A 24,831-nucleotide genomic window follows, 5' to 3' on the forward strand; every position below is an offset into this window, starting at 1 on the left:
TAAATAAAAAAACTGGATATCATTTTCATGGTATCCAGTTTATATCAGATTTTAAAATCGTTGCTGCAGTTTATTTGTTCTTTTTAGCACGAATTGCTGCTTCTAGCATATCCCACATTTGTTCAGGAACTTGATCTAATAAGTTAAATTGACCCGCACCTTTCAACCATTCACCACCATCTAACGTGATTACTTCACCATTTACATAAGCCGAGAAATCAGAAACTAAATAGGCAGCTAAGTTTGCTAATTCTTGATGTTCTCCTAGACGCTGTAAAGGTACCTTTTTTGATAAATCAAATTTATCTTTCATGTCACCTGGTAATAATCGGTCCCAAGCACCTTTGGTTGGGAAGGGGCCTGGTGCAATAGCATTAAATCTCATTCCGTATTTTGCCCATTCTACTGCCAGAGATCTTGTCATAGCAAGAACTCCAGCTTTGGCGGTTGCACTTGGTACAACATATGCAGATCCTGTCCAAGCATACGTAGTAACAATGTTCAGTACATTAGTATTCTCATATTTTGTGTCAATCCAGTGTTTACCAAAGGCAAGCGTACAGTTTTTAGTTCCTTTTAAAACAATATCTATGATAGTGTCAAAAGCATTAGCTGAAAGACGCTCTGTAGGAGAGATGAAGTTTCCGGCAGCATTGTTTAAAAGAATGTCTACGGTTCCAAAAGCTTCAATAACCTGATTTTTCATGTTTTCTACTTGATCATAATGTCTTACATCACATTGTAGTGGTAGACAAGTTCCACCCGTCTCTGCTTCGAGCTCTTTTGCTGTTCCTTGTAATTTTTCTAAATTACGTGATGTGATAGCAACTTTAGCTCCTAGTTCCATAAAATATTTGGTCATAGATTTTCCAAGTCCACTACCACCACCGGTAACAACAATATTTTTTCCTTCTAGCGCTCCATCTCGAAGCATTTTATCAGTATAGCTCATATATCTTTGAATTATTATATCAGAATTTTGCTGAAAGTTACAATTTATATTTAAAGTATTATGCATGCATAATACTTTAAATATACAAACATCCTAATTTAAATACAGTTTAAACAAATATATCATAAATAAAGGAGCAAACCTTTGATAGATCTTAAATACTTTTATTGTAAAATTTGGTTGCTATCATTGAAGCTGTACTATTTAAAAATAGGGGAGTATTTATATCAAAATACTAACTACTCTTTTTTTTACACTTTGGTATTAGTGTTATTACATCATTTGGTTTACCATTACTCTTCTTTTTCCAGAGGCTAGCAGAGGAATCTCGGAGACATATTCCACTTTTATAACAGCATCGTTACCTAAATAGTTTTTGAAATCAGCTATAAGTTCATTTTCTCTTTCAAAATTTTGTAGTGCATTTAGCTTTAGTATATAATGTTTTTGGTTTGTTTGAATTAATTGGCATTGAGCTAGCTGTAAATATTTGTTTACGATGAGCACGATATTAAATGTGATGATTTCACCATTTGTATTGGTAATTGCGTCAATTTTTCTTCCAGTTATTTGAGTAAGCACTTTTTTGTTATCAATCTCTTCTATCATTCCTAAGTCTCCAGTGTCATAACGAATCATTGGATTGTATTTATTAAAAAGATCTGTAATTACAATTCTTCCAAGTGCTCCATTTTGTTGTTGTTCGTCATTTTCTAGGTTTAGTATTTCTATGTAATAACTAGCTTCGTTAATAACAAAATAATCTTTATCCTTCGGCTGTTGTGCAATAATGCCGTTTTCTATATTAGAATATCTGGAAATAGGAGTTATACCGAAATATTTGCGTGTAGATTCCTTTGTGTATTCGTTAAGTTTTTCTGATATAGCAATAATAGATTTTACAGCATTAGAACGAAAGTTTGGATTTGTGCTATCCAAATGTTTGCATATTTTTTCAAAAGCAGATACATATCCCAACAAGCATATATTACCTTTTCCTTTTTGTATATTTTTTAAAAGATTTTCTATAAAAGGAGGTGTAAGATCAAAAACATCTATAGGTACAACGTTTTGAGCAAAGTTGATAAAGGATTTTTTCTTTTCGAAAGCATTCCATAATCTAAAAAAGAATAATTTGTCTCCAATATTATATCCAGCTTTCTCCCAAAAGTATAGATTATCAGAAGTGTTACGGATGATTTTTGATATGTCCTGGTGAACAGTAAATGGAGTTCCGGTAGAACCACTTGTAGAAACAGTTCTCTTTTTCTCATTTTGAAAAGATTCGGATTGGAATGCTTTGAAATTCTCTCTAAAGATATTTTTGTTTATTACAGGAAATGCAGTGATCAGTGGTTTTGTGTTTTTGTAATAGGGTACAGTACCGATAGCATGTTGCAGAATAGCGTCTAAATATTCTTTTTTTCTTTTAGTGGATGTTGTAGAATTAACGTTTTCTAGTAAAGATTGTATATCCTGAAAATTTGACTTTTTTTTACTTCCAGTTAGCGTGTCAATGGTCCAGAATAAAATGTTACGTAGGTTGTTTAACATAATAATATTGGCAGTTAGAATGGGGTAGGAGATTTTTTAAGAAAATAATATTAAGCTTCTTCTAAAATTTCTTTAAATATTGGATTTTTTAGATATCCTCCATAGATAATGTCTGGTGTAATCAAAGAATTATTGTCATTTCCTTCTACTAATATTGGTCCTTTTTTTCCTATGGCAATATCCCAACCAATGATACGATCAGGGATGAGTGTAATTGCTGTTAATACTAACTCCTTCGATTCTTCAAAATAGGGGATTTGAAAATCATTAAATATGATATTGGAGTCAGGATGTTTTATTAACTGCTTTCCTCCATGTTTCATCAGTTGATGGCTTTTTCCTTTTAGTTTACCTTCTTTTAGATCTACCGAAACACATATTCCGCCTGCACTGCTGTTATCTATGAAACTACCTCCGCTTCCAAATCTCATAAAAGCAGATAGGATGTGCTTTTCTCCATTTTTGTCAATATAAGTTGTGAAACGAATAGTATTTATACTATGCTGATATATCATATTGATTTTTGGATGTTGTACGATTATTTTTTGGTGAACGAAATCATCATTAACTATTTCCTTATAGTATTTTGTTACCTGATTGTGGAGGTTGTTTCTATTTATAAGAAAGCATCCTTTTCCTCCCATTCCTGTGGTAGATTTAAGAAATAATCCGTTGATTTCATTTAGGTTGAATTGAGACTCGAAAAATTGAAGTAGTTTTTCTTCAGAATCAATTTTAGTTGGTTTTGAATTAAGGTAAAATTGATTCTTATGATTATAGCTCACTAACTGAGGAACAGGGAAATTGTTCTCTTCCATAAATAGGGCAAATGAAAGCTTGTTTCTTAAGAGTTTAGAAAATTGAATCCGATGAAGCTTTTTGGATAATGTTATTTTATCAACTTCCTTGCTACTTAAATAGTCTTTATAGTTTGAAACATCTTTTCGATATAAGAATTTTCCAAAATAGAAATAAGGTATTTCTTTCTTAACAATCCAGAAATGTAGTGACTCTTTTAGGATGCGGGAAATACTTTTCCTGTTTTCGTCATTAATAATAACAGATACTCTTCTTATGAAAAGGTTAAGTTTCTTTTTCATCTTATCAATAAAATGGGGAATAATTCGATAAACTTTGTTTATAGAACGAACTTTGAACTATTTTATTTAATAAATAAATAATTATTTTTAAAATAGTTTTTAACCCTATTTTACTTCGTAAAACTTCATATTAATATGGCATAGTATACCATATTTTTAATTTTCAAAACCACATCGTGGTTCTTTTAAAATTAAGTTATTAATTGTAGTAGTTTGTATTTGATTTTTCAAATAAAATTACTCGAAAGTAGAAATTAGTATATCGAGAATGGTAATTGCTGCATCACTAATTTTGGTTCCTGGTCCAAAGATAGCAACAGCTCCTTCTTGAAATAAGAAATCATAGTCATCTGGCGGAATTACTCCTCCAACTATTACCATTATATCTTCTCGTCCATGGTTTTTCAATTCATCAATAATTTGTGGAACTAATGTTTTATGTCCACCTGCTAAAGAAGAAACCCCAACAATATGCACATCATTTTCCACAGCTTGTTTAGCAGCTTCAGCTGGAGTTTGGAATAAGGGTCCTATGTCTACATCAAAACCAACATCTGCATAACTGGTTGCTACCACTTTAGCACCACGATCATGGCCATCTTGCCCCATTTTTGCAATCATAATTCTGGGTCTTCTTCCTTCTAATTCAGAGAATTGATTAGCAAGTTGTCTTGCTTTATTAAAAGACTCATCATTTTTTATTTCCTTAGCATACACTCCTGTAAACGATTTTATTTCGGCTTTATATCTTCCAAATTTTTTTTCTAATGCGTCACTAATTTCTCCCAAAGTGGCTCTCAGTCTAGCTGCATTTACAGCTAAAGCTAATAAATTTTCGTTGTCATCTTTGGCAGCAAGCGCTAGTTGATGTAGTGCTTCTTGTACAGCGTTTTCGTTTCTTGATTCTTTTACCTTGTTTAGACCTTCTATTTGCTGGTTTCTTACAGCATTATTGTCAACTTTCAGTGTAGCAATATGTTCTTCTTCTTCCAGTTGGTATTTGTTTACTCCAACAATTACATCTTGCTGACTATCTATTTTAGCTTGTTTGCGCGCCGCAGCTTCTTCGATACGCATTTTAGGAATTCCTGCTTCTATGGCTTTAGTCATTCCTCCAAGTTCTTCTACTTCTTCAATAAGTTTCCAAGCTTTTTCTGCAATCTCATTGGTCAAAGATTCTACGTAATAACTTCCCGCCCATGGATCTACAGTTCTGTTTATTTGCGTTTCTTTTTGTAGATATATTTGTGTATTTCTTGCAATTCTAGCCGAGAAATCTGTAGGTAATGCTATAGCTTCATCTAATGCATTTGTATGAAGGCTTTGTGTTCCACCAAAAGCAGCGGCACTAGCTTCTATACAGGTTCTGGCAACGTTATTAAAAGGATCTTGTGCTGTAAGGCTCCAACCACTTGTTTGACAGTGAGTTCTTAACATTAAAGATTTTGGATTTTGTGGGTTAAATTGTTTAATTAACTTAGCCCAAAGCATGCGAGCTGCACGCATTTTTGCAATTTCCATGAAATGGTTCATTCCGATTGCCCAAAAGAAGGACAGTCTAGGAGCAAAAGAGTCTACATCTAATCCAGCTTCAATTCCTTTCCGAACGTATTCCAATCCATCTGCTAGGGTATAGGCAAGTTCAATATCACATGTAGCTCCTGCTTCTTGCATATGGTAACCAGAAATACTTATTGGATTAAATTTAGGCATGTTTTTAGAGCAATATTTAAAAATATCACTTATGATTCTCATCGATGGTGTAGGTGGATATATATAGGTGTTTCGAACCATAAACTCCTTCAAAATATCATTTTGAATAGTTCCTGATAATAACTTTTGATCGACCCCTTGTTCTTCTGCGGCAACAATATAGAAAGCCATAATAGGAAGTACGGCACCATTCATAGTCATGGATACAGACATTTTATCCAATGGGATTTGATCAAAAAGCACTTTCATGTCTTCTACTGTATCAATGGCTACTCCTGCCATTCCAACATCACCAAACACTCTTTCATGATCACTGTCATAACCACGATGTGTAGCTAAATCAAAAGCAACAGATAATCCTTTTTGTCCTGCTGCTAGGTTTCTTCTATAAAACGCATTACTTTCTTCAGCGGTAGAAAATCCAGCATACTGGCGTATCGTCCATGGTCTTCTAACATACATAGTAGAATATGGACCGCGTAAATATGGAGGAATTCCTGCTGCAAAGTCGAGATGGGATAGTTCTTCAATATCTTCTTTGTGATACGTAGGTTTTATTGAAATCCCCTCGGCAGTAGTGAAAGAGGGATTGCTAATATGAGAATTCTGTTGAGAAGGTTCTTTATTTATAGTAATGTTTTGAATATTCTTCCTTGCCATTTTAAAATTTCATTTTTTCAACATATTCATCAAAATGTATTTCCAAAAGAGTGATTGATTTAACCATTCGTATGGCTCGCCAGTAAAGTAACACATCCAATTGTATTACATAAAATAGAAATTGACAAAATACATTTGAGAAAATATACTTTTCTATTTATTAAAGAATAACCATTAATAAAAATGTAAAATTACGGTTTTATTAATGATCTATTTTGAAAAATGCGAAATTAATTGATGGTTTATAAAGAAATTTATCAAAAAAATTAACCGAATGCTTTTTCTATTACCATGAGTATGGAATAGTAAATATCAAAAGCAATGAATTTCTTTATTTCATCGGCTTTGAACCGGTCATCTGGGATATAATAAATTCGTTGTGCAATAAGTGAAGTACTTACATTTCCATCTTGCTCTAGGGTGCTTATGATGTTTTGAAAGTCATCGCTATTACTATTATTTTTTAGACATTGGATCAATCCTCCTCTATAATTAAAGATTAAAATTTCTTCTTCTCCTTGATTTGTAGTTGTGCTTGGAGATGTTTTTTTTGTAGCTTCCTGATTTTCGTATTCGCTTAGTTTTACCCAGATAGAATTAGGGTCACTCGATTTCTTTTTAAATGTACGCGCTAATTGTATTGAGTTGTTAGACGGTAGTTTTCTAAGATCTAATGAAAGACTAGCTACTTCTGCTAAAAATGTTCGATACGTTTTGATGGAATCATTACCGAAGTTGTAATGTTCGAACAAATCCTTTTCAAAAGAATTAAAGGCTTTGCTGTACAAACCACTGGAATCAACAGTTAAACAATTGATACTGCTTTGAGCGTGACTTATAACCGTAAAAAATAAAAATGCTATTATAGCGATTCTAGATCTAATCATTTGGGGCATCGATTAAGATTTAGTTTTGTTAATTGTTTACTGCTTAACTGTTAATATACACGAAAGTTAACAATAAATTCTCAATTATTAGCGTTATATTAGGTTTTTCTCAATTTTTTCACACAATCTCCTGCTAATAATGGGGTTTATTAATGTTTTTCTTACGTTTTTTTCTTTAAACACTTCTTTTTGTAAAGGGGGCATGATTTCATCTGGATTTTTAAATGTATTTGCTCCAGTCAAAACAATTTCCTCTTTATCAAAAAGCTCCTGTTCTTTATCTGCACTTTCTTTTATTTTCTTCTGAATAGTTCCAGCTTTTAATTGAATCAAATAGCCTCCGCCTTCTTCGATATTCTTAAACAAAGCAAGTGCTTTTTCGGCTAATTGATTTGTTAAACTTTCGATATAATAAGAACCTGATGAAGGATTATTTACAATATCAAAATAACTTTCGCTTTTCAAAATCAATAATTGATTTAGTGCAATTCTTGTACCAAAATCATTTTCTAGATTATAGATTTCATCATATCTTACATTGTGTATAACATCCGCTCCACCTAAAACAGCGCTCATGCATTCTGTTGCAGTACGAAGCATATTAACATTATAATCTAAAATCGTTTTATTTCTGTGTGAAGGATGTGCGAATATATAACATTTTTTTAACATATTATATTCTCCTGCTAAAGAATCCCATAAAACTCGTAATGCCCGTATTTTCGCTATTTCGAAAAAGTAATTTCCACCTACAGCTACTTTAAAAATAACAGGTGTATTGTTAAAAGGGTTAAGGCTTTTATCTTGAAAATAATTTAAGTACTCATTTACATGTGCTAATCCATAAGCTAACTGTTGAATCATTGTAGCTCCAGCATTTTGAAAAGTACTTAAATCAACGCTGATACAACTTTTTAATGAAGCTCCTTTTTCTAAAACCTTTTCTAATACATCATGATCTTCTTTTAGGTTTGTATACCAGTTCCCCGTTTTACTTAGGTTTCCAATAATATCCGTAAGAACAAAAATATCAAGTGCCGATTCGCTGACAATTGCATTTAACCTTTCAATATATGTGCTGGATAAAAAGGCAGTTTCAATATAAATCCCTATATCAGATTTAATATTGGCTAATAATATATTAGGATCTATTTTTTCTGAAAGAATAACAAAATAGATTGTTTCCGCACCTTTCTTTATAGCTTCAAGAGCACTGGTATTTCCATCGGTAGCATCTTGAACCTCAATTTTTAGAGAATTTTTCCAAGTGGATGGATTTAAATTATCGATTGAAATGTGACTGATATCTTCTTCATTGTAGAAAGGTTTAACATCAATTCCTTCATATGATTTATAAATCAGTGCCTCATTATAGTCTGCTCCTTTAAGATCGAACTGAATTTTCTGTTTCCATTCTTTTGCAGAAACTTGATCAAATTGTTCAAACAAAGTTTTAGTCATCTTTCTTTTTTTTAGGGATACTGTCTTCATATTCAATAATATAAATTTCTTCATTGTCTTTCTTCATGAAGTACTCTTCTCTTGCGAATTTTTCAAGTTCGGTACTATCTTTCAGAATTTTTATATCCTTTTGATCTTTGACAATTTCCTTTTTGTAATATTCTTTATTTTCTTTTAATTCTTTGATTTCTTGGTCTAATTCGCGATGGATTAACCATGAATTGGTATCCAAAAACAATATCCAAATCACAAATACCAAAACAATCAACACATATTTATTAAAAAATATGGCAAATACAGGTATTAATGCAGGAGTGTTCCTAAGCTTTTCGAAATATTGCTTTAGCTTCAATTTGGATTAAATCATTAATTGGTTATAAAGGTACAAAAGTTAATTCAAGCGTTCTTTTACTATTGTTCTCACAATATCTATAGCAACGTTGTTGTAATTATTATTTGGGATAATTAGATCCGCAAATTCTTTAGTTGGGTCAATAAACTGTTGATGCATAGGTTTTAAGGTGTTTTGATATCTGTCTAGAACTTCTTCCATATCACGACCTCTTTCTGCAATATCTCTTTTTAAACGTCTTATCAATCGTTCATCACTATCAGTTTGAACATATATTTTGATATCGAACATCTCGCGAATTTTAGGATTGGTAAGAATTAAAATCCCTTCTACGATGATTACTTTGCTTGGTTTTGTAAGAACCGTGTCTTTAGTTCTATTATGTTCTACAAAGGAATATACGGGTTGTTCTATCGTTTCTCCTTTTCTTAAAGCTGTAAGATGTTCTCCTAATAAATCGAAGTCTATAGATTGCGGATGATCAAAGTTTATTTTAGTTCTTTCTTCGTATCTAAGGTGACTAGTATCCTTATAATAAGAATCTTGAGAGATTACACAAACTTCATTTTCAGGTAGTTCGTTGACAATTTGTTTTACCACGGTTGTTTTTCCACAACCAGTTCCTCCTGCAATACCAATAATTAACATTCCCAATATTTTTTTGCAAATTTAGAAATAGTTATTGAGTTATTATACGTTTAACTTGTAGAGTTTTTTTGGATTTATCCGAAACCTGAATTTCGTTTTATGACGGATTGTAAATTACTCCAGAAGATGAATTTGTTTTTGCGCCTGTTACCGAACTTAAGCAATTCGCCTCATTTCGTTCTCGTAATACTCCCATAAATGCAAAAATTAAGGCTTCTTTAAAATCAATAATAGCTTCGGTAGGAGTAATTACTTTACAAAAGCTATGAGTTTTGTTTTCTAAAGTTTCTATTAAAAAATCATTTTTAGCACCTCCACCCGTGATCAGAAGTGTTGAACCTTGTTTATTGGTTTGTTTGACAGCATTGGCAATTTGTTCGGCTATATGGTGTATCGATGTATGTAGTAAATTTTCGGTGGTGTCCTGAGTGTTTTTAATAATGGGAAGCATTTTTTCTTGAAACCATTCAAAACCAAGGGATTTAGGATACGACTTTTTGTAATAATCTAATTCGTTTAGTGATTTTAGTAATTCTTCGTTTAAAGATCCATTTCTGGATAGATTTCCTTTATCATCATACTCCAACTGAATGGTTCCGCAAATATGATTTAATAACATATTCGCTGGAGAAATATCATATGCGATTCTTTTCTGGTGTAATTCAAAAGAAATATTGGCAATTCCTCCAAGATTTAAACAGAAATCATATTCATGAAATAATAATAAATCTCCGATTGGTACTAAAGGAGCTCCTTGGCCACCGAGTGCTACGTCATTTGTCCTGAAATCACAAATTACTTTTTGCTCACTAGCATTGGCAATATGTTGCCCAGAACCCATTTGATAGGTGAGTCCAATTTCTGGCTGGTGAAAAACCGTATGTCCATGACTAGCAATAAAATCTGGATCTAAGTCATAACGCTCTGTAAATGTCTTTACTTGTTTACCTAACCATGTGCCATATTCATTGTGAAAAGCCAAAAGCTCAACAGGATTTAAGTGGATAGAATTCTTGAGTTTTTGTTTGAGTTCCGGAGAATAGGAAACATCAGATGTTTTTTCTACAGAAAAAGACCATCCTTTTGTGTTTTTTGTAAAGTGACAATAAGCAATATCTAATCCGTCTAAGGATGTGCCAGACATGAGTCCAATTACTTTATATGTTAGAAAGTTTGTAGACATTTGCGACTGCAAAATAGAACATTTTGATTAATATTTTGACCGATATATGGATTTACATAAGCCAAAATTTCTGAAATTATTTAATTTGTTTGTGATGGACTCTTTTAGTTGTATTTGTTGATATATTGAAGATCCAATTTTTCTGGATTGATTTCTACGATAGCTTTTTTGTAATAGAAATCGATAATTTCATTTTCCAGATATCGTTTAATTTGATCCACACTCTTCTTTTTGTAAACAGAGAATACATATCCGGCTTGCGCTTTTTTAAATTCAGTAATTAATTCATCTGGATTTTCAACAATATTAATTCCTTTATAAGTATCGAACTTTTTTTTCATCCATCTGTGACTCGCTAATCTAATCAAACTTTTCTGTCGTTCACTGCTTAAAAATTCTATTTCTTTTATATTGGTGGAGTCTGTTTTTTTTATGCGATCTACTGCGGTTTTTGCTTTTATGAATTGTCTTTCGAGTTTGAAATCAATTTTTTTCATATCTCTTTTTAGTTTCTCCACTACATCATAAAGTGCCCCGTTATACATAATAACAAACGCTTCATAATCGTACAGGGCATCTAGAAATACAATCGCTTTTCTTTTATAAACTCTAGGAAAAGCTTGGCTTTTAGCGTCCTTAAAAAGCTTGTTAATTCCAGTTTGTATTTCTTCGGGTATGCCAGAAAACTTAGGTCCGTTTTTAATAGTTCGAAGTTGTTCGGTTATCTGTAGCCGTGTTCCCTTAAAAACTTGAGACTTGTACTTAAATCTATATCGATTAGGAGAAAGATCTTCTATATCTTGATTGTAAGCACTAATGCTTATAAAAAGTAGTACAAAAAATAAAGAAGATTTCATCTATTCGTATTTTACCATTCTTTACCCATAAAAACTTAGAAATAAGTTTTTATAATATACAAAGATAGTAACGTAAACTTTAGGAGTATTGTTATCCGTGGTTTTTGAAAAATGGAAATTCAGAAATAAACAGTGTTCATTTATCGTTTAACAGATTTTACTTCTTCTACAGTAACCATTTTGCTTTGTTTGTTTCCCCAGCTATTCATAATATAGTTCATAACATCCGCAATTTCTTCATCGTCCAAACCTAATGAAGTCATAGCGCTATTGTATGTTTCCCCATTCACAGTTATAGGCCCGTTTAGACCATATTTTATAGAATGAATACTTTGTTCTCTTTTGTTTGTTAACCAATCCGAACCAGCTAATGGTGGAAAAACTTTTGGAGTACCTTTTCCATCTGGTAAGTGACATTGCATACAAAAATCAGTATATATTTCTTCTCCTCGTTCGATACTTTTGGAAAGATCTGTTTCCTGAGTATCTGGAATTATATTATACTCTTCAACATTCTTATGCTGTTTCGCTAGTAACGAAATACAACAGATGAGCGAAACTATTTCTAAAATTATGATTTGTTTGATTCGTTTTTTCATGTGAAAAATATCAGATATTACTTAGGAACTATTTTCACAATTCCTTTATTTTCAACTGCTACATAAATATATCCGTCAGGACCTTGACGTACATTACGTACACGACCTATACCATCAAGTAATTTTTTTCTGCCAATTACTTTGTTTTTGTCTAGTTCTACCAGTTCTAGATATTGAAATTTAAGAGATCCTACTAATAGATCATTTTTCCAATCGGGATATATGTCACTCGTTACAAAGTCCATTCCACTTGGTGCGATAGAAGGAACCCAATAGTATACAGGTTGTTCCATACCTTCTTTACTCGTAATATCTGTTATAGAAGTTCCGCTGTAATTAATTCCATAGGTAATTACTGGCCATCCATAATTTAAACCTTTTTCTATGATGTTAATTTCATCACCTCCTCTTGGGCCATGTTCATGAACCCAAATTTTTCCGGTGGTAGGATGAATTGCCATTCCTTGTGGATTTCTGTGTCCAAAAGAAAATATAGCCTTTTTTGATGTTTGGTCGTTTACAAAAGGGTTATCATTTGGAATGCTGCCATTATCTTTTAATCGATATATTTTTCCACCATCTCTAGTAATGTCTTGAGGATTCTCATCTCTATTACCACGATCTCCAATACTAAAGTATACATATCCATCATCGTCAAATTCTATTCTGGATCCAAAATGGTGACCACGAGTGGTATTAGGAGCACCTTTGTATAAAGTTTCTATAGACGTTAGTTGATCATTTTGCAGTTTTGCTCTTATTAACGCTGTGTTTCCACCTTTTTCAGAACCTTCTTTAGAAGAATATGTAATATATAACCATCCATTTTTGCTATACTGTGGGTGGGTTTCTATGTCTAATAATCCACCTTGATTTCTATTATATACTTCGGGAATATTGCCAATAGTTTTTTTAATGCCATCTTTATAATGAATCAGTTCTCCTTTTTTTTCGGTTATAAGCATACTGCCATCAGGAAGCCAGACCATTCCCCATGGAATTTCTAAATCAGGAACTATAATCTCAGTCGTATAATTATTTGGGTCAGGATCAATTGTAATATCATTTTTCTTTTCTTGAGCACAAGAGAGAAGAGCGGATAGAATAACGGTTTTAAGTATTAAAAAGTTTCTCATTATAATGTCTTGTGTTTACGATAGAAAAGTACAAATATTTTTTATTTATAATCTATATTTTATGTTAATGCCACCATACATATTAAAAGGTAATCCCGGATAAAAATATCTAGGAGCATTACCACCAAATCCGCGAGCATTAATTTGTAATTGTGCTGTGTAAATATTATCCAAGATATTATTAGCTCCTAAAAAAATATCATAAAAAATGTGTGATCCAATCTGATTTTGATATCCTATTTTACCATTAAGTAATTCATAACTATCACTATAAACGGTATTAGCATCATTAGCAGGTATCTGTCCAACTTGTTGGAAATTAAGATTACCATAGATGCCTTTTTTTGTGAAATAATCTAATCCAATATTCAATACATGCGAAGGTACTCCTGTTAGATCATTCCCGGAGAAATCATTATCAAGATCTATGAATTCATCAAACTGGAAATCATTAATGGTGCCATTCAAAGAAAAAAGCAACTGCTTTTGTTTGGATTGGTATAGTTGATAATTTATTGATCCTTCTATACCGTTATGCGTTGTTTTACCTGCATTAATAGCAAAAAAATTATCTTCTTCCGTTCTGCGAGAAACCAATAAGTCTCTTACTCGTAATGAATAGATAGAAAAAGTACCATATAATTTATTGTCAAATAATTGGTATCGAGTTCCTATTTCATAATTCCAGCCTATCTCAGGTTTTATATTTGCATTAAATTCTCCATCGGGCAATAAGGTTTCTGCGCTTGTAGGTGTAGAAAAACCATGTGCAATATTACCAAAAATGATAACGCTATTATTTAGCTCATAATTAGCACCTATTTTCGGAGATAAAATAGGATCGAAATCAAAATCTCCAGAGCTATCCTCATTGTTTGTAAACAAGTCTTCAACTTCAAAAAACGTTTGATTCAAATGAACCCCTAAATTAAAGGTCAGTTTGGGAGTGAACTCCAAGTTAGATTCTAGGAAAAGATTATAATAATTTCTTTTTTCATCTAGATCAGAGAGTTGTTCGCCTAATACGCTTCCGGTTCCAATAGGGAAGTCTTCATATAGGTTTTCGAATGTTTTACTATTGTAATTGTCAAAGAATAGTTCACCTCCAATAGTCCAGTTCAAATTTTTTCTAATGATTTTTGAATCACCAACAATACGAGTTCGAATCCCAAATGTATTTGATTTTTCTTTTAGAATATTAAAAGGTCTTGGTTCGAAATTATTTCTAAAAGAAGAAAATATACTGGTATGATGTGAAAGGGAAGTATGATAGTCATGCGTCCAATTAACACCTAAGATTCCATAAGCAACATCTTCGAAAGCTTGCGATCTTCCCCAAGTAAAAGCTGCTTGTCTTGGATTAGTTCGGAATGTTTCCTCATCTAAAGAACTGGGAATTCCAGCTTTTAAATCTATATAACTTGCCATGAGAGAAAGATGATTCTTTTTTCCAGCTTCTAAAGAAGAGGTAACAGTAAGTGTATTTCTATGATAGGTATTGTTTTCACGATAACCATCGGATCTATTGTTGCTATAAATAACATTCAAGTTGTATAGCTTTCCACCAACTTTTACAGTGGAAACGTTTCTTTGTAAACCATAACTGCCAATAGTACTAGAAATAGAAGATTCTAGCGGAGTATTTAATGAAAAATCTGGATGCAGTAAGATGGTACCTCCTAAGCCAACACCATAACTACTGGATGAAGGACCTTTACGTATATCAATTCTTGAAATTGCTCCCAATTCCAAATCTTCAATTGCTGATTCTCCATTGCCATCCGTTAATGGGATGTCGCCAAAATACGTTCTAATATTAGCAGTACCGAAAAGATTTCTAGCGCCAATACCTCTTATTGTTATTCTATTAGTATTTAACGTTCCGTGTTGCATAAATACACCAGGAACTTTATTAAGAATAGGATGTAGTTCAAGATTATTACCTCTATTAATTTGTTGTTGATTTATTATACTAATGGCTTCTGTTGCATTTTTTTGTTGTAATGGAATTGATAAACTATTTATAAATACCTCCTGTAATTTGTTGACTTTTGGAGCTAAGGAAATAACGATAGTAGCATTTTTAGAAATAGTTATCTGTTTGGATTCATATCCAGGATGAGAAAATTTTAAGGTTCCATTACTAAGTATATCAAATTTTCCTTTTTCATTAGAAAAGTGTTGTTTTCCAGTTTTAAGATCTAGTATAGTTACATTATTAATAGGTGTCAACGATGTTTCATCTCTAATGATACCAGAGATATTAAATTGAGAATGTAAAAAGTTAATGCAGCAAAAGAAGAGAAGAACAAGTGTTTTTTTCAAAGGATCAATTTTTGATCAAATATCGGAAACAAATTATGGAGGAGTTCTTAAAAATAACTTATAATTGTAGCGGGATGAAAAATGGAAAAATTATTAAAATATTTATTGGATGCTTAAAAAAACAATTTTCCTGTTACTAATAGGTATGAGCAGTCTTTCGTTTGCTCAACGAATTAAGATTGATAAAAAGAAGTTAGTGTTTCTAAAAAATGAAACTAAGGTAGCGGTAAAACTTACGTTTCCGGAGGATCTTATTATTTATAGTCGTCATCCTGAGAAGGAATTCATAGAAAACATGAAGAAAAAGTATGGAAAAAAAGATCCTACTAACGGTGAGAAATGGTTTCAAACCTATCAGATAGCTAAAAAAGAAACTTGGAGAGATGCTTTTATAGTAGGATTGAATGAGAGATTAAAAACCTATAGTGATTTGGAATTTGTCACGACTGATCAAGAAACGAATTATACGTTGATCATAGAAGCGGATTGGATATATACGGGTTATGGAGGATCTGCTAGTGTGGGAAGAGAAGAAGGTAAATTAGAAACTACATTAAGGTTTGTGAAGACTTCAGAATCGGATTCTGAAGTGTATGCTACTCAGGCGCCAAAGGTTATAGGTAATTACGCTTACGGAGAATTTGGTGATATAGAAAGAATAAGAGAGTGTTATAATAAATTGGGATACCTTTTATCATTGCAATTAAAAAGAATTCTGAAATAAAATCTCAAAAAATAGTAGGTTTTAATAAAAGAGTTTCTTTATATTTGCACCCGCAAAAAGGATAACCTTATCGGGGTGTAGCGTAGCCCGGTTATCGCGCCGCGTTTGGGACGCGGAGGTCGCAGGTTCGAATCCTGCCACCCCGACAAAATCCAATCACTAGTACAGTGATTGGATTTTTTTATGCTACCGTATAGTATACTTATTTCTAATTCAAAATTAAGAAGCTAATTAGCTTGAAAACTTTCTATTTTACTTCTAATAAATAAGTTAGCTGTTTTCTGTTATTATAATGCGTTTTCAAATGTGAATGTGTTAAAGGACATCTTTTATAAAATTTAAAGTTTTTCGAGTAATATAAATGATCATTTTTGGAATATTTAGTTCCATGAAAAACGCTTTTTTGGGTTAAAATGATCAAAAAGTGGATTTTTCCCTCAATTATTCGATAATAAAAAAGGGTTTTTTCCCCTAAATTTTGTTAAAATAGTAAAATTATTACTAGTAAATTCCGCTTAACTTGTAGTACAATACCTCTTTTTTTTTGTTAAAGAGAGTTAAAAAATGTATTAAAAGCATAAAAATCGGATAAAACGCACATTTTTTTAACAGAACGTAATTTAATTGTGGTTTTTCCGTATTCAACTAATTCGTGTTTGAAGTACTTTTACAATGTGCTGGTAATCAGAGCTCAATATCAGTAAAAAAGTAATTTAATCTTCAGGAAGCCCCAGAAGAAAGTATGAACTAAATAGAGAACATTTATATCAATTTTAAACAACAACGGTTCTCTTTTACTTTATAAGTTTTTATTAGTAAAATCACTTATGGAGTTTTAAAATCTAAAAATACGATGATTAAAACTGGAATTATTATCCCTGCTTATAATGAGTACTATAGGCTAGAAAAAGAGAAATTTTGCAACTTTTTAAAAAACAATGAAAATTATTACTTATGTTTTGTAAATGATGGAAGCACCGACAACACTTCATATATGCTTCATCAACTTAAAGAAACTAACAAAGAGAAAATCTATGTAATTGATTTAGAACAAAATCAAGGAAAAGCTACCGCAGTACAAACAGGCGCTAATTTTCTTAATTCTCTTCCTTTTATTGATAACATAGCATTCTTAGATGCTGATTTATCCACTTCTCTGGAAGAACTTGATAATCTAACGAAAAAACTAAATAGTCAACAAAACTTAACCATGGTTTTTGGATCCAGAAAAGGAGGTGATTCTGATGGAATTAAAAGAAGTATGGTTAGAAGTTTATTATCTACTTTCGTGGGTTTTTTCATACAGTTTATTCTGCAATTACCTATTAAAGATACGCAGTGTGGTGCCAAAGTTTTCAAGAAAGAGATTATAGGAAATATCTACAACAAAAAGTTCATTAGTAAGTGGTTGTTTGATATAGAGATCTTTTTAAGATTAAAAAAACAAGTTGGTGTAAAAGATTTGATGAACACTATTAGTGAGGAACCGCTAGATAATTGGGTAGAAGTTGAAGGATCCAAAATAACTTTTAGAGATTCGATCCTTATCCCGCTTAATTTATTATTTATTTGGGCTAATTACTTCAGCTTCAAGAAAAGAAAGAAAACTACTGTTGCAGAACCAGTATATATAACACAAAATCAAATGTCTATGGCTAAATAACTACTTTGTCTCCTTATAAAATAGAGGGTTCGTTTATAACCCTTTCAGAAACTACTTAAAACAAAATAACCAAACAAATTCAAGCATCTACACTCCTTATCTTATGATTAATAAGCATGAGGAGTTTAGAGCATATCAATCCCCGATTCGATGAAAAAAATAGTACTATTCATATTCTCATGTGTTTTGATGAATTTTGCCTATGGTCAACAACCTTTTGATTGTAATGAGGCGAAATTTTATCAAGTAATTTCAGGATCTCTTAGATCCTATGATCCGGTAACAGGAACCTATTCTGATCCTTTACATACTACACCCAGTTATAATGCTGGAGGATATAATGTTGTAGATGATTTTTTATATGCGATACGAAGTAGCGACCGACATTTATTAAGAATTGGAATGGATCAGGTTTTAGATCTTGGTGCAGTAGCTCCTAACGGAGGAGTAGAATTTGGTGGAGGTTACGCGGCAGATGTGGATGATCAAGGTAATCTTTGGGTATTTCAGAATAATCTTGGTCGACAGAGTTTCCATAAAATTATTAATCTTCACACCTATGACGGTTCTAGCGCACCTACTTTTGAGATCGTAGTAGCTAATCAAGCATCTCCTAATACATGTGCAGATATTGTATTCATTAATGGGCATCTATATGGTGGAAGTAAAGGAGATGTCTATAAATGGGATTTATCTTCTTCGACTCCAGTATTTAGTTCTAAAGATGTTACTGATTTACCTAATGATACATTTGGAGCTTGCTATACGGATACAAGCAACAGACTATATGTGTCTAGTAATAAAGGTGGGTTACATTTAGTAAATGATTACGAAGGAGCTTCTCCATATGCAACATTGCTTAATAATACAGAAGTAACCAATCAAAATGATGGATTTAAATGTGCAGCTGGTGTTTCTCCGATCGATGCCGATGGAGATGAGGTATTGGATCCTTTTGACAAAGATACTGACGGAGACGGAATTCCTGATGTAGTAGAAGGAGGGGGAATTGATCCTTACGGAGATGATGATGGAGATAATATTTTTAATTATTTAGATTCAGATTTTGGAAGTACCTGTAATGGAGGTGTTTCGATAGCATTTGATATTGATAGAGATGGGATCCCAAATGTATTGGATTTAGATAGTGATAACGACGGTATTTTTGATATTGTAGAAGCTGGTTTGGGAAGTTATGATACTAATGGAGATGGTCAATTTAATAGTCAGGATGCTAGTTATCAGGATTCTGATTTGGATGGTATTGCGGATATCGTAGATGTAGATCAAACAGGTGTTGTTTTTTATCCAGATGATGCTGATGGTGATCTAATCTATGACCCATACGATATTGATTCTGATCAAGATGGAATTATTGATCTTGTTGAGGGTCAGAACAGTCAAAATTTTATAGGTTTATCAGGATTAGATCAGGATAGAGATGGAATGGATGACGCTTTCGATCCTGATCAGGGTGGTACTCCACAAGGGTATCAAAATACGGATAATACCGATACACCAGACTTTTTAGATACCGATTCTAATAATGACGGAATTTTAGATACTGTAGATGCCTATGATACTAATAGTGATGGTACCGCAGATACAGTCTTGGCTAATAATGATGCTGATCAAGATGGATTAGATGATAATTTTGATATCACCGATACTGTTTTTGATTCTTCTAATGGATCACAAAATCCAACGAGCTATCCTATTGCAAGCATCGGAGAAAGATATCAATATAAGGGAACATATGATGTTTTTGGAGTGCCAGATTATTTAGTAGCGGATATCAATGTTGATACAGATATTTTAACGAAAATTGATAATGCATTACCAGAGGCAAATTCAGTACCTAGTAGAAATCCAAATTATATCTATGGAGGATATGATACAGACCTTATTATACAGCAATCTACCAATGTAGCAATAACCTTTATAAGTGAAAATACTGATAATAACAATGTTTTAGGTTATTATACATATGATATTAATGCACCATTAACTAAAGCGCCTGATCCAGAAGATATTACAGTAATAATTCCTAATGCTTCAGCCTCTGGAAGTGGTGGCGGATTAGAGATGGGAAATACTGTTGATTTAGGAACTTTCTCCGCCAATACAGGTATTGGATGGGTGTTGTTAACAGATGCATGGAATACCAATGCGCTAAATGAAGGTTTATGGCAATTGTATTCTCAATCAGAGTTTAATCCAGAGTGTGATGAATCATTACAACCACATAATGTACTACTAAAAGATACATCTAAAGAGGTAATTATTTTAGGTTTTGAAGATATAAGAAGAGATTATTCTGAAACAGATAATGATTTTAACGACTTACTGTTTTGTATTACAACGGGTCAATATTCATCTATTAAAACGAATAACATTCCAGAGTTAGAAGAAGAAGGGGAAGTGTCTTCCGGTAATGATGGTGGTCTGGAAAGTAATGGAGATTTAGCTAGTTTAATAGCTAAAAGAAATTTTACCAGATCAAAAACAAATGAAGTTTACAATAAAAAGGAATTACAGAAAAAATTTAAGAAAGGACGTTCTTATAAAACAGCCAAAAATGGTACAGATTTAAGTAAATATTTCCCAGAAACAGGAGTAACTGGAGTGGAAAGTTCTTATGTATCTACACCAGATGATTTAATAGGAATTACAAATGCCTCTTCTGTCTTTTCTATCGATTATTATTTAGAAGAAAGTAGAGTAGGTGTAGGATTAGCAACATCTACAGAAGGATCTGTATATGATCACTCTAAAACTATTTGTGATCGATTAAATGGTTCTACATTAGAAGATATAAGAACCATTAATGTTCGAAATTTCGAATTGGTAAATACTAAAATACGCAGAGCTTCTGGCGAATTAGAACAAGCATTGCATTTTTCAGTTCGCTTAGGCGAATATCAGAATGAGCTTTATAGTCTTTGGAATATTGATCAATATCCAGAAGGAGACTTTTTAAATTTCCAGATTTGGGGAGGCTCAATTCCTCAGGTTGTCAATATTGCTAATTCTATATTGGATAAACTTCAATTAGAAAAAGGACTGGGAGAAACCTTTATCCCAGCGAGTATTCCTGAGGTATTTGTTCAAAAAGGATTTTATAAAGATGGAAAATTAGTATTAGATATCATTAATAAGAATCAGGCATCTACATTTGATTTTAGAGGAAATAAAAGAGTAACAGAATTATCGAATGAAGAATTAATGACAACTTCTGTTTCCTTGTCCGGATCATATGAGGAGCGTATTACTATAGAAACGGGACATTTATTTGATATAGGATTCTCAATAATGGTTAATGACAAAACGGATGCTCTGTATCTTGCTGATGGTCCTTGGGGATTAGATTATAATGCCGATGGTGCTAACATCAATGAATTTAATATTAAAACAGCTAACAATAATTCAGACAATACTGAAGATTATAATGTAGAAAGAGCTATATCAGTTAGTGGAGAGGTAAAAGAAACTATGAATATTTTTAGAAATATTTTGGGTGGAGACCGTACGCTAGATGTTACATCGTATGATGCATTGCAATTCGATATGAGTACGAACAATGATATTGAAGTAGTTTTAGTAACCAAAGATCTTGTAGATTGGAATGATAGGATGCGATATACAATTAAGTCTGATTCTGGAAGCGGAGTGCAAACGATTACTTTCTCTCAGTTTGTGAATGGCCAAGGTGTTGGTGCTGAGATAACAGATGTAAGAAGCATTGTGTTTTCTGTACAGGGAAATTATAAGGATTTCGAATCATTTAATATCAATATTAGTGATGTAGTATTTACCAATGCAGAAGTACTGGGTGTAGAAGATCATGAGATAGAAGAAGAAGTAGCAAATGGTGTTATGAACTACCCGAATCCATTCCGTATTTCGACATCGATTAGAGTACCTGAAACCTTAACAGGTAATGTTAAAATATCCGTGATAGATGTATTGGGGAAGATAGTGCAAGAAGAACGAGAAATTCCGGTGAACGCAGCCAAAACAATCACCTTTAGACCTAAAAATTTAAGTCCTGGAGTATATAGATATATTATTCTAGGAGACCAATCAACCAGATATGTTGGTAGTTTTATAATATACTGATAAAATAAGCATCGTGTTTTTATTCACAAGATTACCTGTTCTAAGAATTGATAAGCTTAGGATAGGTAATCTTTTTTTATTCAGTTTTATCGGTTATTATTTTTGTATTGGTTTGTTTTAAGGGTTTTGTAAGGCTATTGATTTTGGTTATTTTTGAATCCAAACATAATACAAATCAATAGATGAAAAATATTCTTGCTTTTGCTGGTTCCAACAGCAGTACCTCAATTAATCAACAACTTATCGAATATGTTTCTTCTGAAATTTCCGAGCATAAAATCAAAATAATGAAATTGGTTAACTATCCAATACCAATGTATAGTGAAGACGAGGAAAGAGAAAATGGTTTTCCAGGGATGGCTCTAGGGATAAAGCAGGAGATCTCAGAAGCAGACGCACTTATTATTTCTGTAAATGAACACAATGGTAGCTTAAGTGCATTTTTTAAGAATATTATCGATTGGTTATCTAGAATAGATCGTAATTTTTTAGCAGGTAAAAAAATATTGCTTATGAGCACTTCTCCCGGACAACGAGGTGGTTTAACAGCATTAGAATATGCAAAGAATGTATTTCCTAGGTTTGGAGGAGAGATTATAGAAAGTTTTAGTTTTCCTTCTTTTCACGCTAATTTTTCTACAGAAGAAAAGACAATTAAGGATGAAACACTTTTGTTGGGATTAAAAGAAGTTCTAAGTACTTTTGCGCATCAGATAAATAATTAGTGCGAACTACCAAGACATATACATTAGATAATCCATCACAGTTTAAGAATAAACTATTACAATGGGCGCAACAATTTGATGAAATTATATGGTTAGATTCTAATAACTATATCCAACAGTATTCTAGTTATGATGCAATACTAGCGATAGATGCTTTTACCTCTATTAACACAGACTATTATTCCTGCTTCGATACGTTAAAAGAATATCAGGAGCAAACAGCAGATTGGATTTTTGGTTATTTATCCTATGACTTAAAAAATGATACAGAGAATTTAGTCTCAAAGAATCCTGATAACTTAGAATTTCCTGATTTATATTTTTTTCAACCTAAAAAGATATTCTTACTAAAAGGAAATGAATTAGAAGTTCAGTATCTAAGAATGGTAGATGATGAAATAGAAGAGGATAGAAAACTAATCGATACATTTCCAACTACCATTAAAGTATCTGATGAGGATAACCCTTGTGGGAAGATTAAAATTAGTTTAAGAATCACTAAAGATGTATACCGACAAAAAATCGAACAAATGCTTCAGCATATTCATCGTGGAGATATCTATGAAGCAAATTTTTGTCAGGAGTTTTTTGCCGAAAATAGTTGTATTGCTCCATTAGAGACGTATCATCATCTCAATCAAATTTCTAAACCACCATTTGCTACTTTTTTTAAGAGAAATCATCAATACTTGCTTTCGGCCTCTCCAGAGCGTTATTTAAGAAAAAGTGGCAATAAAATTATATCACAGCCTATAAAAGGTACTGCAAAACGTTCACAAGATCAGGAACAGGATCAAGAACTGATACAAATACTTCAGAATGATCCCAAAGAACGTTCTGAGAATGTGATGATTGTAGATTTGGTAAGAAATGATCTATCCAGAACTGCTGTTAAAGGTTCGGTAAAAGTAGAAGAACTCTGTAAAATATATACTTTCCCACAGGTACATCAAATGATTTCTACTGTAGTTTCAGAAATTGATAATACCACTTCTGCAGTTGATGTTATAAGAACCTCTTTTCCCATGGGAAGTATGACAGGCGCTCCAAAAATATCGGCAATGAAAATTATCGAGGCATTAGAAGAGTCTAAAAGAGGTTTGTATAGTGGTGCAGTTGGTTATTTTACACCAGATAACGATTTTGATTTTAATGTGGTAATAAGGAGTATCTTATACAACGAAGAAAATCAATATATTTCTTATACTGTTGGTGGTGCCATTACTGCAAAATCGGATCCCGATAAAGAATATGAAGAGTGCTTGGTAAAAGCAAAAGCAATGCGCGAAGTGCTAGAAGGCATATAACATATTGGTAAGACAACTATTTAAATAAGGTTTTTTCTAAAACTTTTCCTTACGTCAATGATGACTTCTTTAACCTCATTGGCAGTCATATCTTTTATTCTTGCTATTTCCTCGAAATTGAGTTTTCCAAAAACGAATAGGTCAATTATCTTGGAGGTTTCTAGAGGTAACCAGCTATAAAATTTACCGAGTAATTTTTGCTTCTTATTCTCCGAAGAATCTTCTGATGCAATTAGCTTTAAAATTGCAGAATCTGTATCGTCATAAATGAATAGCTGCTTGTTTTCCTGGTTTTGATGATACGAAATGTCATTAAGCTCATCAGTCATTATTAGTTCATTATCACCCGCAGAGGTATAGTATTCCTCTAACTTATTCAATTCCTCTTTTAAAAAGTAATTAGTACTAATAGATCTTTGGTGCCAACCTTCTTTCTGATATAACTCATCTATTAAATGATCTGCAATCCTAAACAACTGCAACTCCAGAGATAGTTTGTCCATTGCAATATCTAAATGATCATCATGATATAGTTTTACAATAGCATCGTCTATAAGACCACTAGAGCAGTACATGTTTCTTGGTAAAATTCCAGTGCTTTCTGCAATATATATGCGATGTTTAACGTATGGATGAAGATGAGGTACTACAGCTAATAATTTTTTACCGAACTCTTCCGTACGAGTATCTTCATAATATTTGGGCATTTCGTCAATTCTATTCATGATTTGTGTATTTAAGAGTTCCTTAAAAATAATAAAAAGCTACGTCAAAATGTGTTAAAACTCTGAATTTCAGTAGTTAAAGAAGTGTTTAATAAGGGTTGTTGAACCTTTTCAAAATCGTATATTTGATATTAATATGCA

The 24,831-nt window shown here is 32.4% G+C and carries 19 protein-coding genes and 1 tRNA gene; 6 read left to right on the forward strand and 14 right to left on the reverse strand.

Features of this window, described 5'->3' with window-relative positions:
• Nucleotides 1-70: 70 nt before the first annotated feature.
• The 13 genes from Q1A73_RS14780 to Q1A73_RS14840 form a co-directional block, all read right to left on the reverse strand.
• Complete coding sequence (locus Q1A73_RS14780; RefSeq protein WP_299607004.1) at nt 71-952, reverse strand: SDR family oxidoreductase; 882 nt, start codon at nt 950-952, stop codon at nt 71-73.
• Between the two features lie 273 nt (nt 953-1,225).
• Nucleotides 1,226-2,506, reverse strand: coding sequence for a CoF synthetase (locus Q1A73_RS14785; RefSeq protein WP_299607005.1), 1,281 nt, complete (start codon nt 2,504-2,506; stop codon nt 1,226-1,228).
• A 50-nt stretch (nt 2,507-2,556) separates the two neighbouring features.
• A complete protein-coding gene (locus tag Q1A73_RS14790) occupies nt 2,557-3,606 on the reverse strand; it encodes a sugar-transfer associated ATP-grasp domain-containing protein (protein WP_299607007.1) in 1,050 nt (349 codons plus the stop codon).
• Nucleotides 3,607-3,843: 237 nt separating this feature from the next.
• Nucleotides 3,844-5,979, reverse strand: a complete 2,136-nt coding sequence (scpA, locus tag Q1A73_RS14795) for a methylmalonyl-CoA mutase (protein ID WP_299607008.1) — start codon at nt 5,977-5,979, stop codon at nt 3,844-3,846.
• Nucleotides 5,980-6,245: 266 nt separating this feature from the next.
• Entirely contained in the window at nt 6,246-6,866 is a 621-nt protein-coding gene (locus tag Q1A73_RS14800) for a hypothetical protein (protein ID WP_299607009.1), read from the reverse strand.
• 93 nt (nt 6,867-6,959) lie between these two features.
• Nucleotides 6,960-8,327: a methylmalonyl-CoA mutase subunit beta gene (locus tag Q1A73_RS14805; RefSeq protein ID WP_299607011.1), complete on the reverse strand. Its 1,368-nt coding sequence runs from the start codon at nt 8,325-8,327 to the stop codon at nt 6,960-6,962.
• Nucleotides 8,320-8,631: a septum formation initiator family protein gene (locus Q1A73_RS14810; RefSeq protein WP_299607236.1), complete on the reverse strand. Its 312-nt coding sequence runs from the start codon at nt 8,629-8,631 to the stop codon at nt 8,320-8,322. Before Q1A73_RS14810 ends, Q1A73_RS14805 begins: the two co-directional genes overlap by 8 nt.
• An 87-nt stretch (nt 8,632-8,718) precedes the next feature.
• Nucleotides 8,719-9,327, reverse strand: coding sequence for a uridine kinase (gene udk / locus Q1A73_RS14815; RefSeq protein WP_299607013.1), 609 nt, complete (start codon nt 9,325-9,327; stop codon nt 8,719-8,721).
• Nucleotides 9,328-9,424: 97 nt separating this feature from the next.
• Nucleotides 9,425-10,522, reverse strand: coding sequence for an anhydro-N-acetylmuramic acid kinase (locus Q1A73_RS14820; protein ID WP_366141462.1), 1,098 nt, complete (start codon nt 10,520-10,522; stop codon nt 9,425-9,427).
• A gap of 92 nt (nt 10,523-10,614) precedes the next feature.
• On the reverse strand, nt 10,615-11,367 hold the full coding sequence (locus Q1A73_RS14825) for a hypothetical protein (RefSeq protein ID WP_299607015.1): 753 nt from the start codon (nt 11,365-11,367) through the stop codon (nt 10,615-10,617).
• A gap of 140 nt (nt 11,368-11,507) precedes the next feature.
• Nucleotides 11,508-11,966 (reverse strand): cytochrome c, encoded by a 459-nt coding sequence (locus Q1A73_RS14830; protein WP_299607017.1) that lies wholly within the window; start codon nt 11,964-11,966, stop codon nt 11,508-11,510.
• A 17-nt stretch (nt 11,967-11,983) separates the two neighbouring features.
• The gene (locus tag Q1A73_RS14835) at nt 11,984-13,102 is read right to left on the reverse strand and encodes a PQQ-dependent sugar dehydrogenase (RefSeq protein ID WP_299607019.1); all 1,119 of its coding nucleotides are present in this window, start codon (nt 13,100-13,102) and stop codon (nt 11,984-11,986) included.
• A 45-nt stretch (nt 13,103-13,147) separates the two neighbouring features.
• Entirely contained in the window at nt 13,148-15,427 is a 2,280-nt protein-coding gene (locus Q1A73_RS14840; RefSeq protein ID WP_299607021.1) for a TonB-dependent receptor, read from the reverse strand.
• A 109-nt stretch (nt 15,428-15,536) separates the two neighbouring features.
• Between Q1A73_RS14840 and Q1A73_RS14845 the strand changes: the two genes are divergently transcribed.
• From Q1A73_RS14845 to pabB, 6 genes are all read left to right on the forward strand, one after another.
• On the forward strand, nt 15,537-16,151 hold the full coding sequence (locus tag Q1A73_RS14845) for a hypothetical protein (RefSeq protein ID WP_299607023.1): 615 nt from the start codon (nt 15,537-15,539) through the stop codon (nt 16,149-16,151).
• 71 nt (nt 16,152-16,222) lie between these two features.
• Nucleotides 16,223-16,297: transfer RNA gene (locus tag Q1A73_RS14850), tRNA-Pro, on the forward strand.
• Between the two features lie 707 nt (nt 16,298-17,004).
• Entirely contained in the window at nt 17,005-17,814 is an 810-nt protein-coding gene (locus Q1A73_RS14855) for a glycosyltransferase (protein WP_299607024.1), read from the forward strand.
• Nucleotides 17,815-17,964: 150 nt separating this feature from the next.
• Nucleotides 17,965-21,933: a DUF4114 domain-containing protein gene (locus tag Q1A73_RS14860; RefSeq protein ID WP_299607026.1), complete on the forward strand. Its 3,969-nt coding sequence runs from the start codon at nt 17,965-17,967 to the stop codon at nt 21,931-21,933.
• 182 nt (nt 21,934-22,115) lie between these two features.
• Nucleotides 22,116-22,658 (forward strand): NAD(P)H-dependent oxidoreductase, encoded by a 543-nt coding sequence (locus Q1A73_RS14865; RefSeq protein WP_299607027.1) that lies wholly within the window; start codon nt 22,116-22,118, stop codon nt 22,656-22,658.
• Nucleotides 22,658-23,965, forward strand: a complete 1,308-nt coding sequence (gene pabB, locus Q1A73_RS14870; RefSeq protein WP_299607028.1) for an aminodeoxychorismate synthase component I — start codon at nt 22,658-22,660, stop codon at nt 23,963-23,965. The genes Q1A73_RS14865 and pabB overlap by 1 nt, the downstream gene beginning before the upstream one ends.
• Nucleotides 23,966-23,985: 20 nt before the next feature.
• Here the strand turns inward: pabB and Q1A73_RS14875 are convergent, their stop codons facing one another.
• Complete coding sequence (locus Q1A73_RS14875; protein ID WP_299607030.1) at nt 23,986-24,690, reverse strand: hypothetical protein; 705 nt, start codon at nt 24,688-24,690, stop codon at nt 23,986-23,988.
• Nucleotides 24,691-24,831: the final 141 nt, after the last annotated feature.

The organism is uncultured Aquimarina sp. (genome assembly GCF_947492115.1).
Taxonomy (GTDB): Bacteria; Bacteroidota; Bacteroidia; order Flavobacteriales; family Flavobacteriaceae; genus Aquimarina.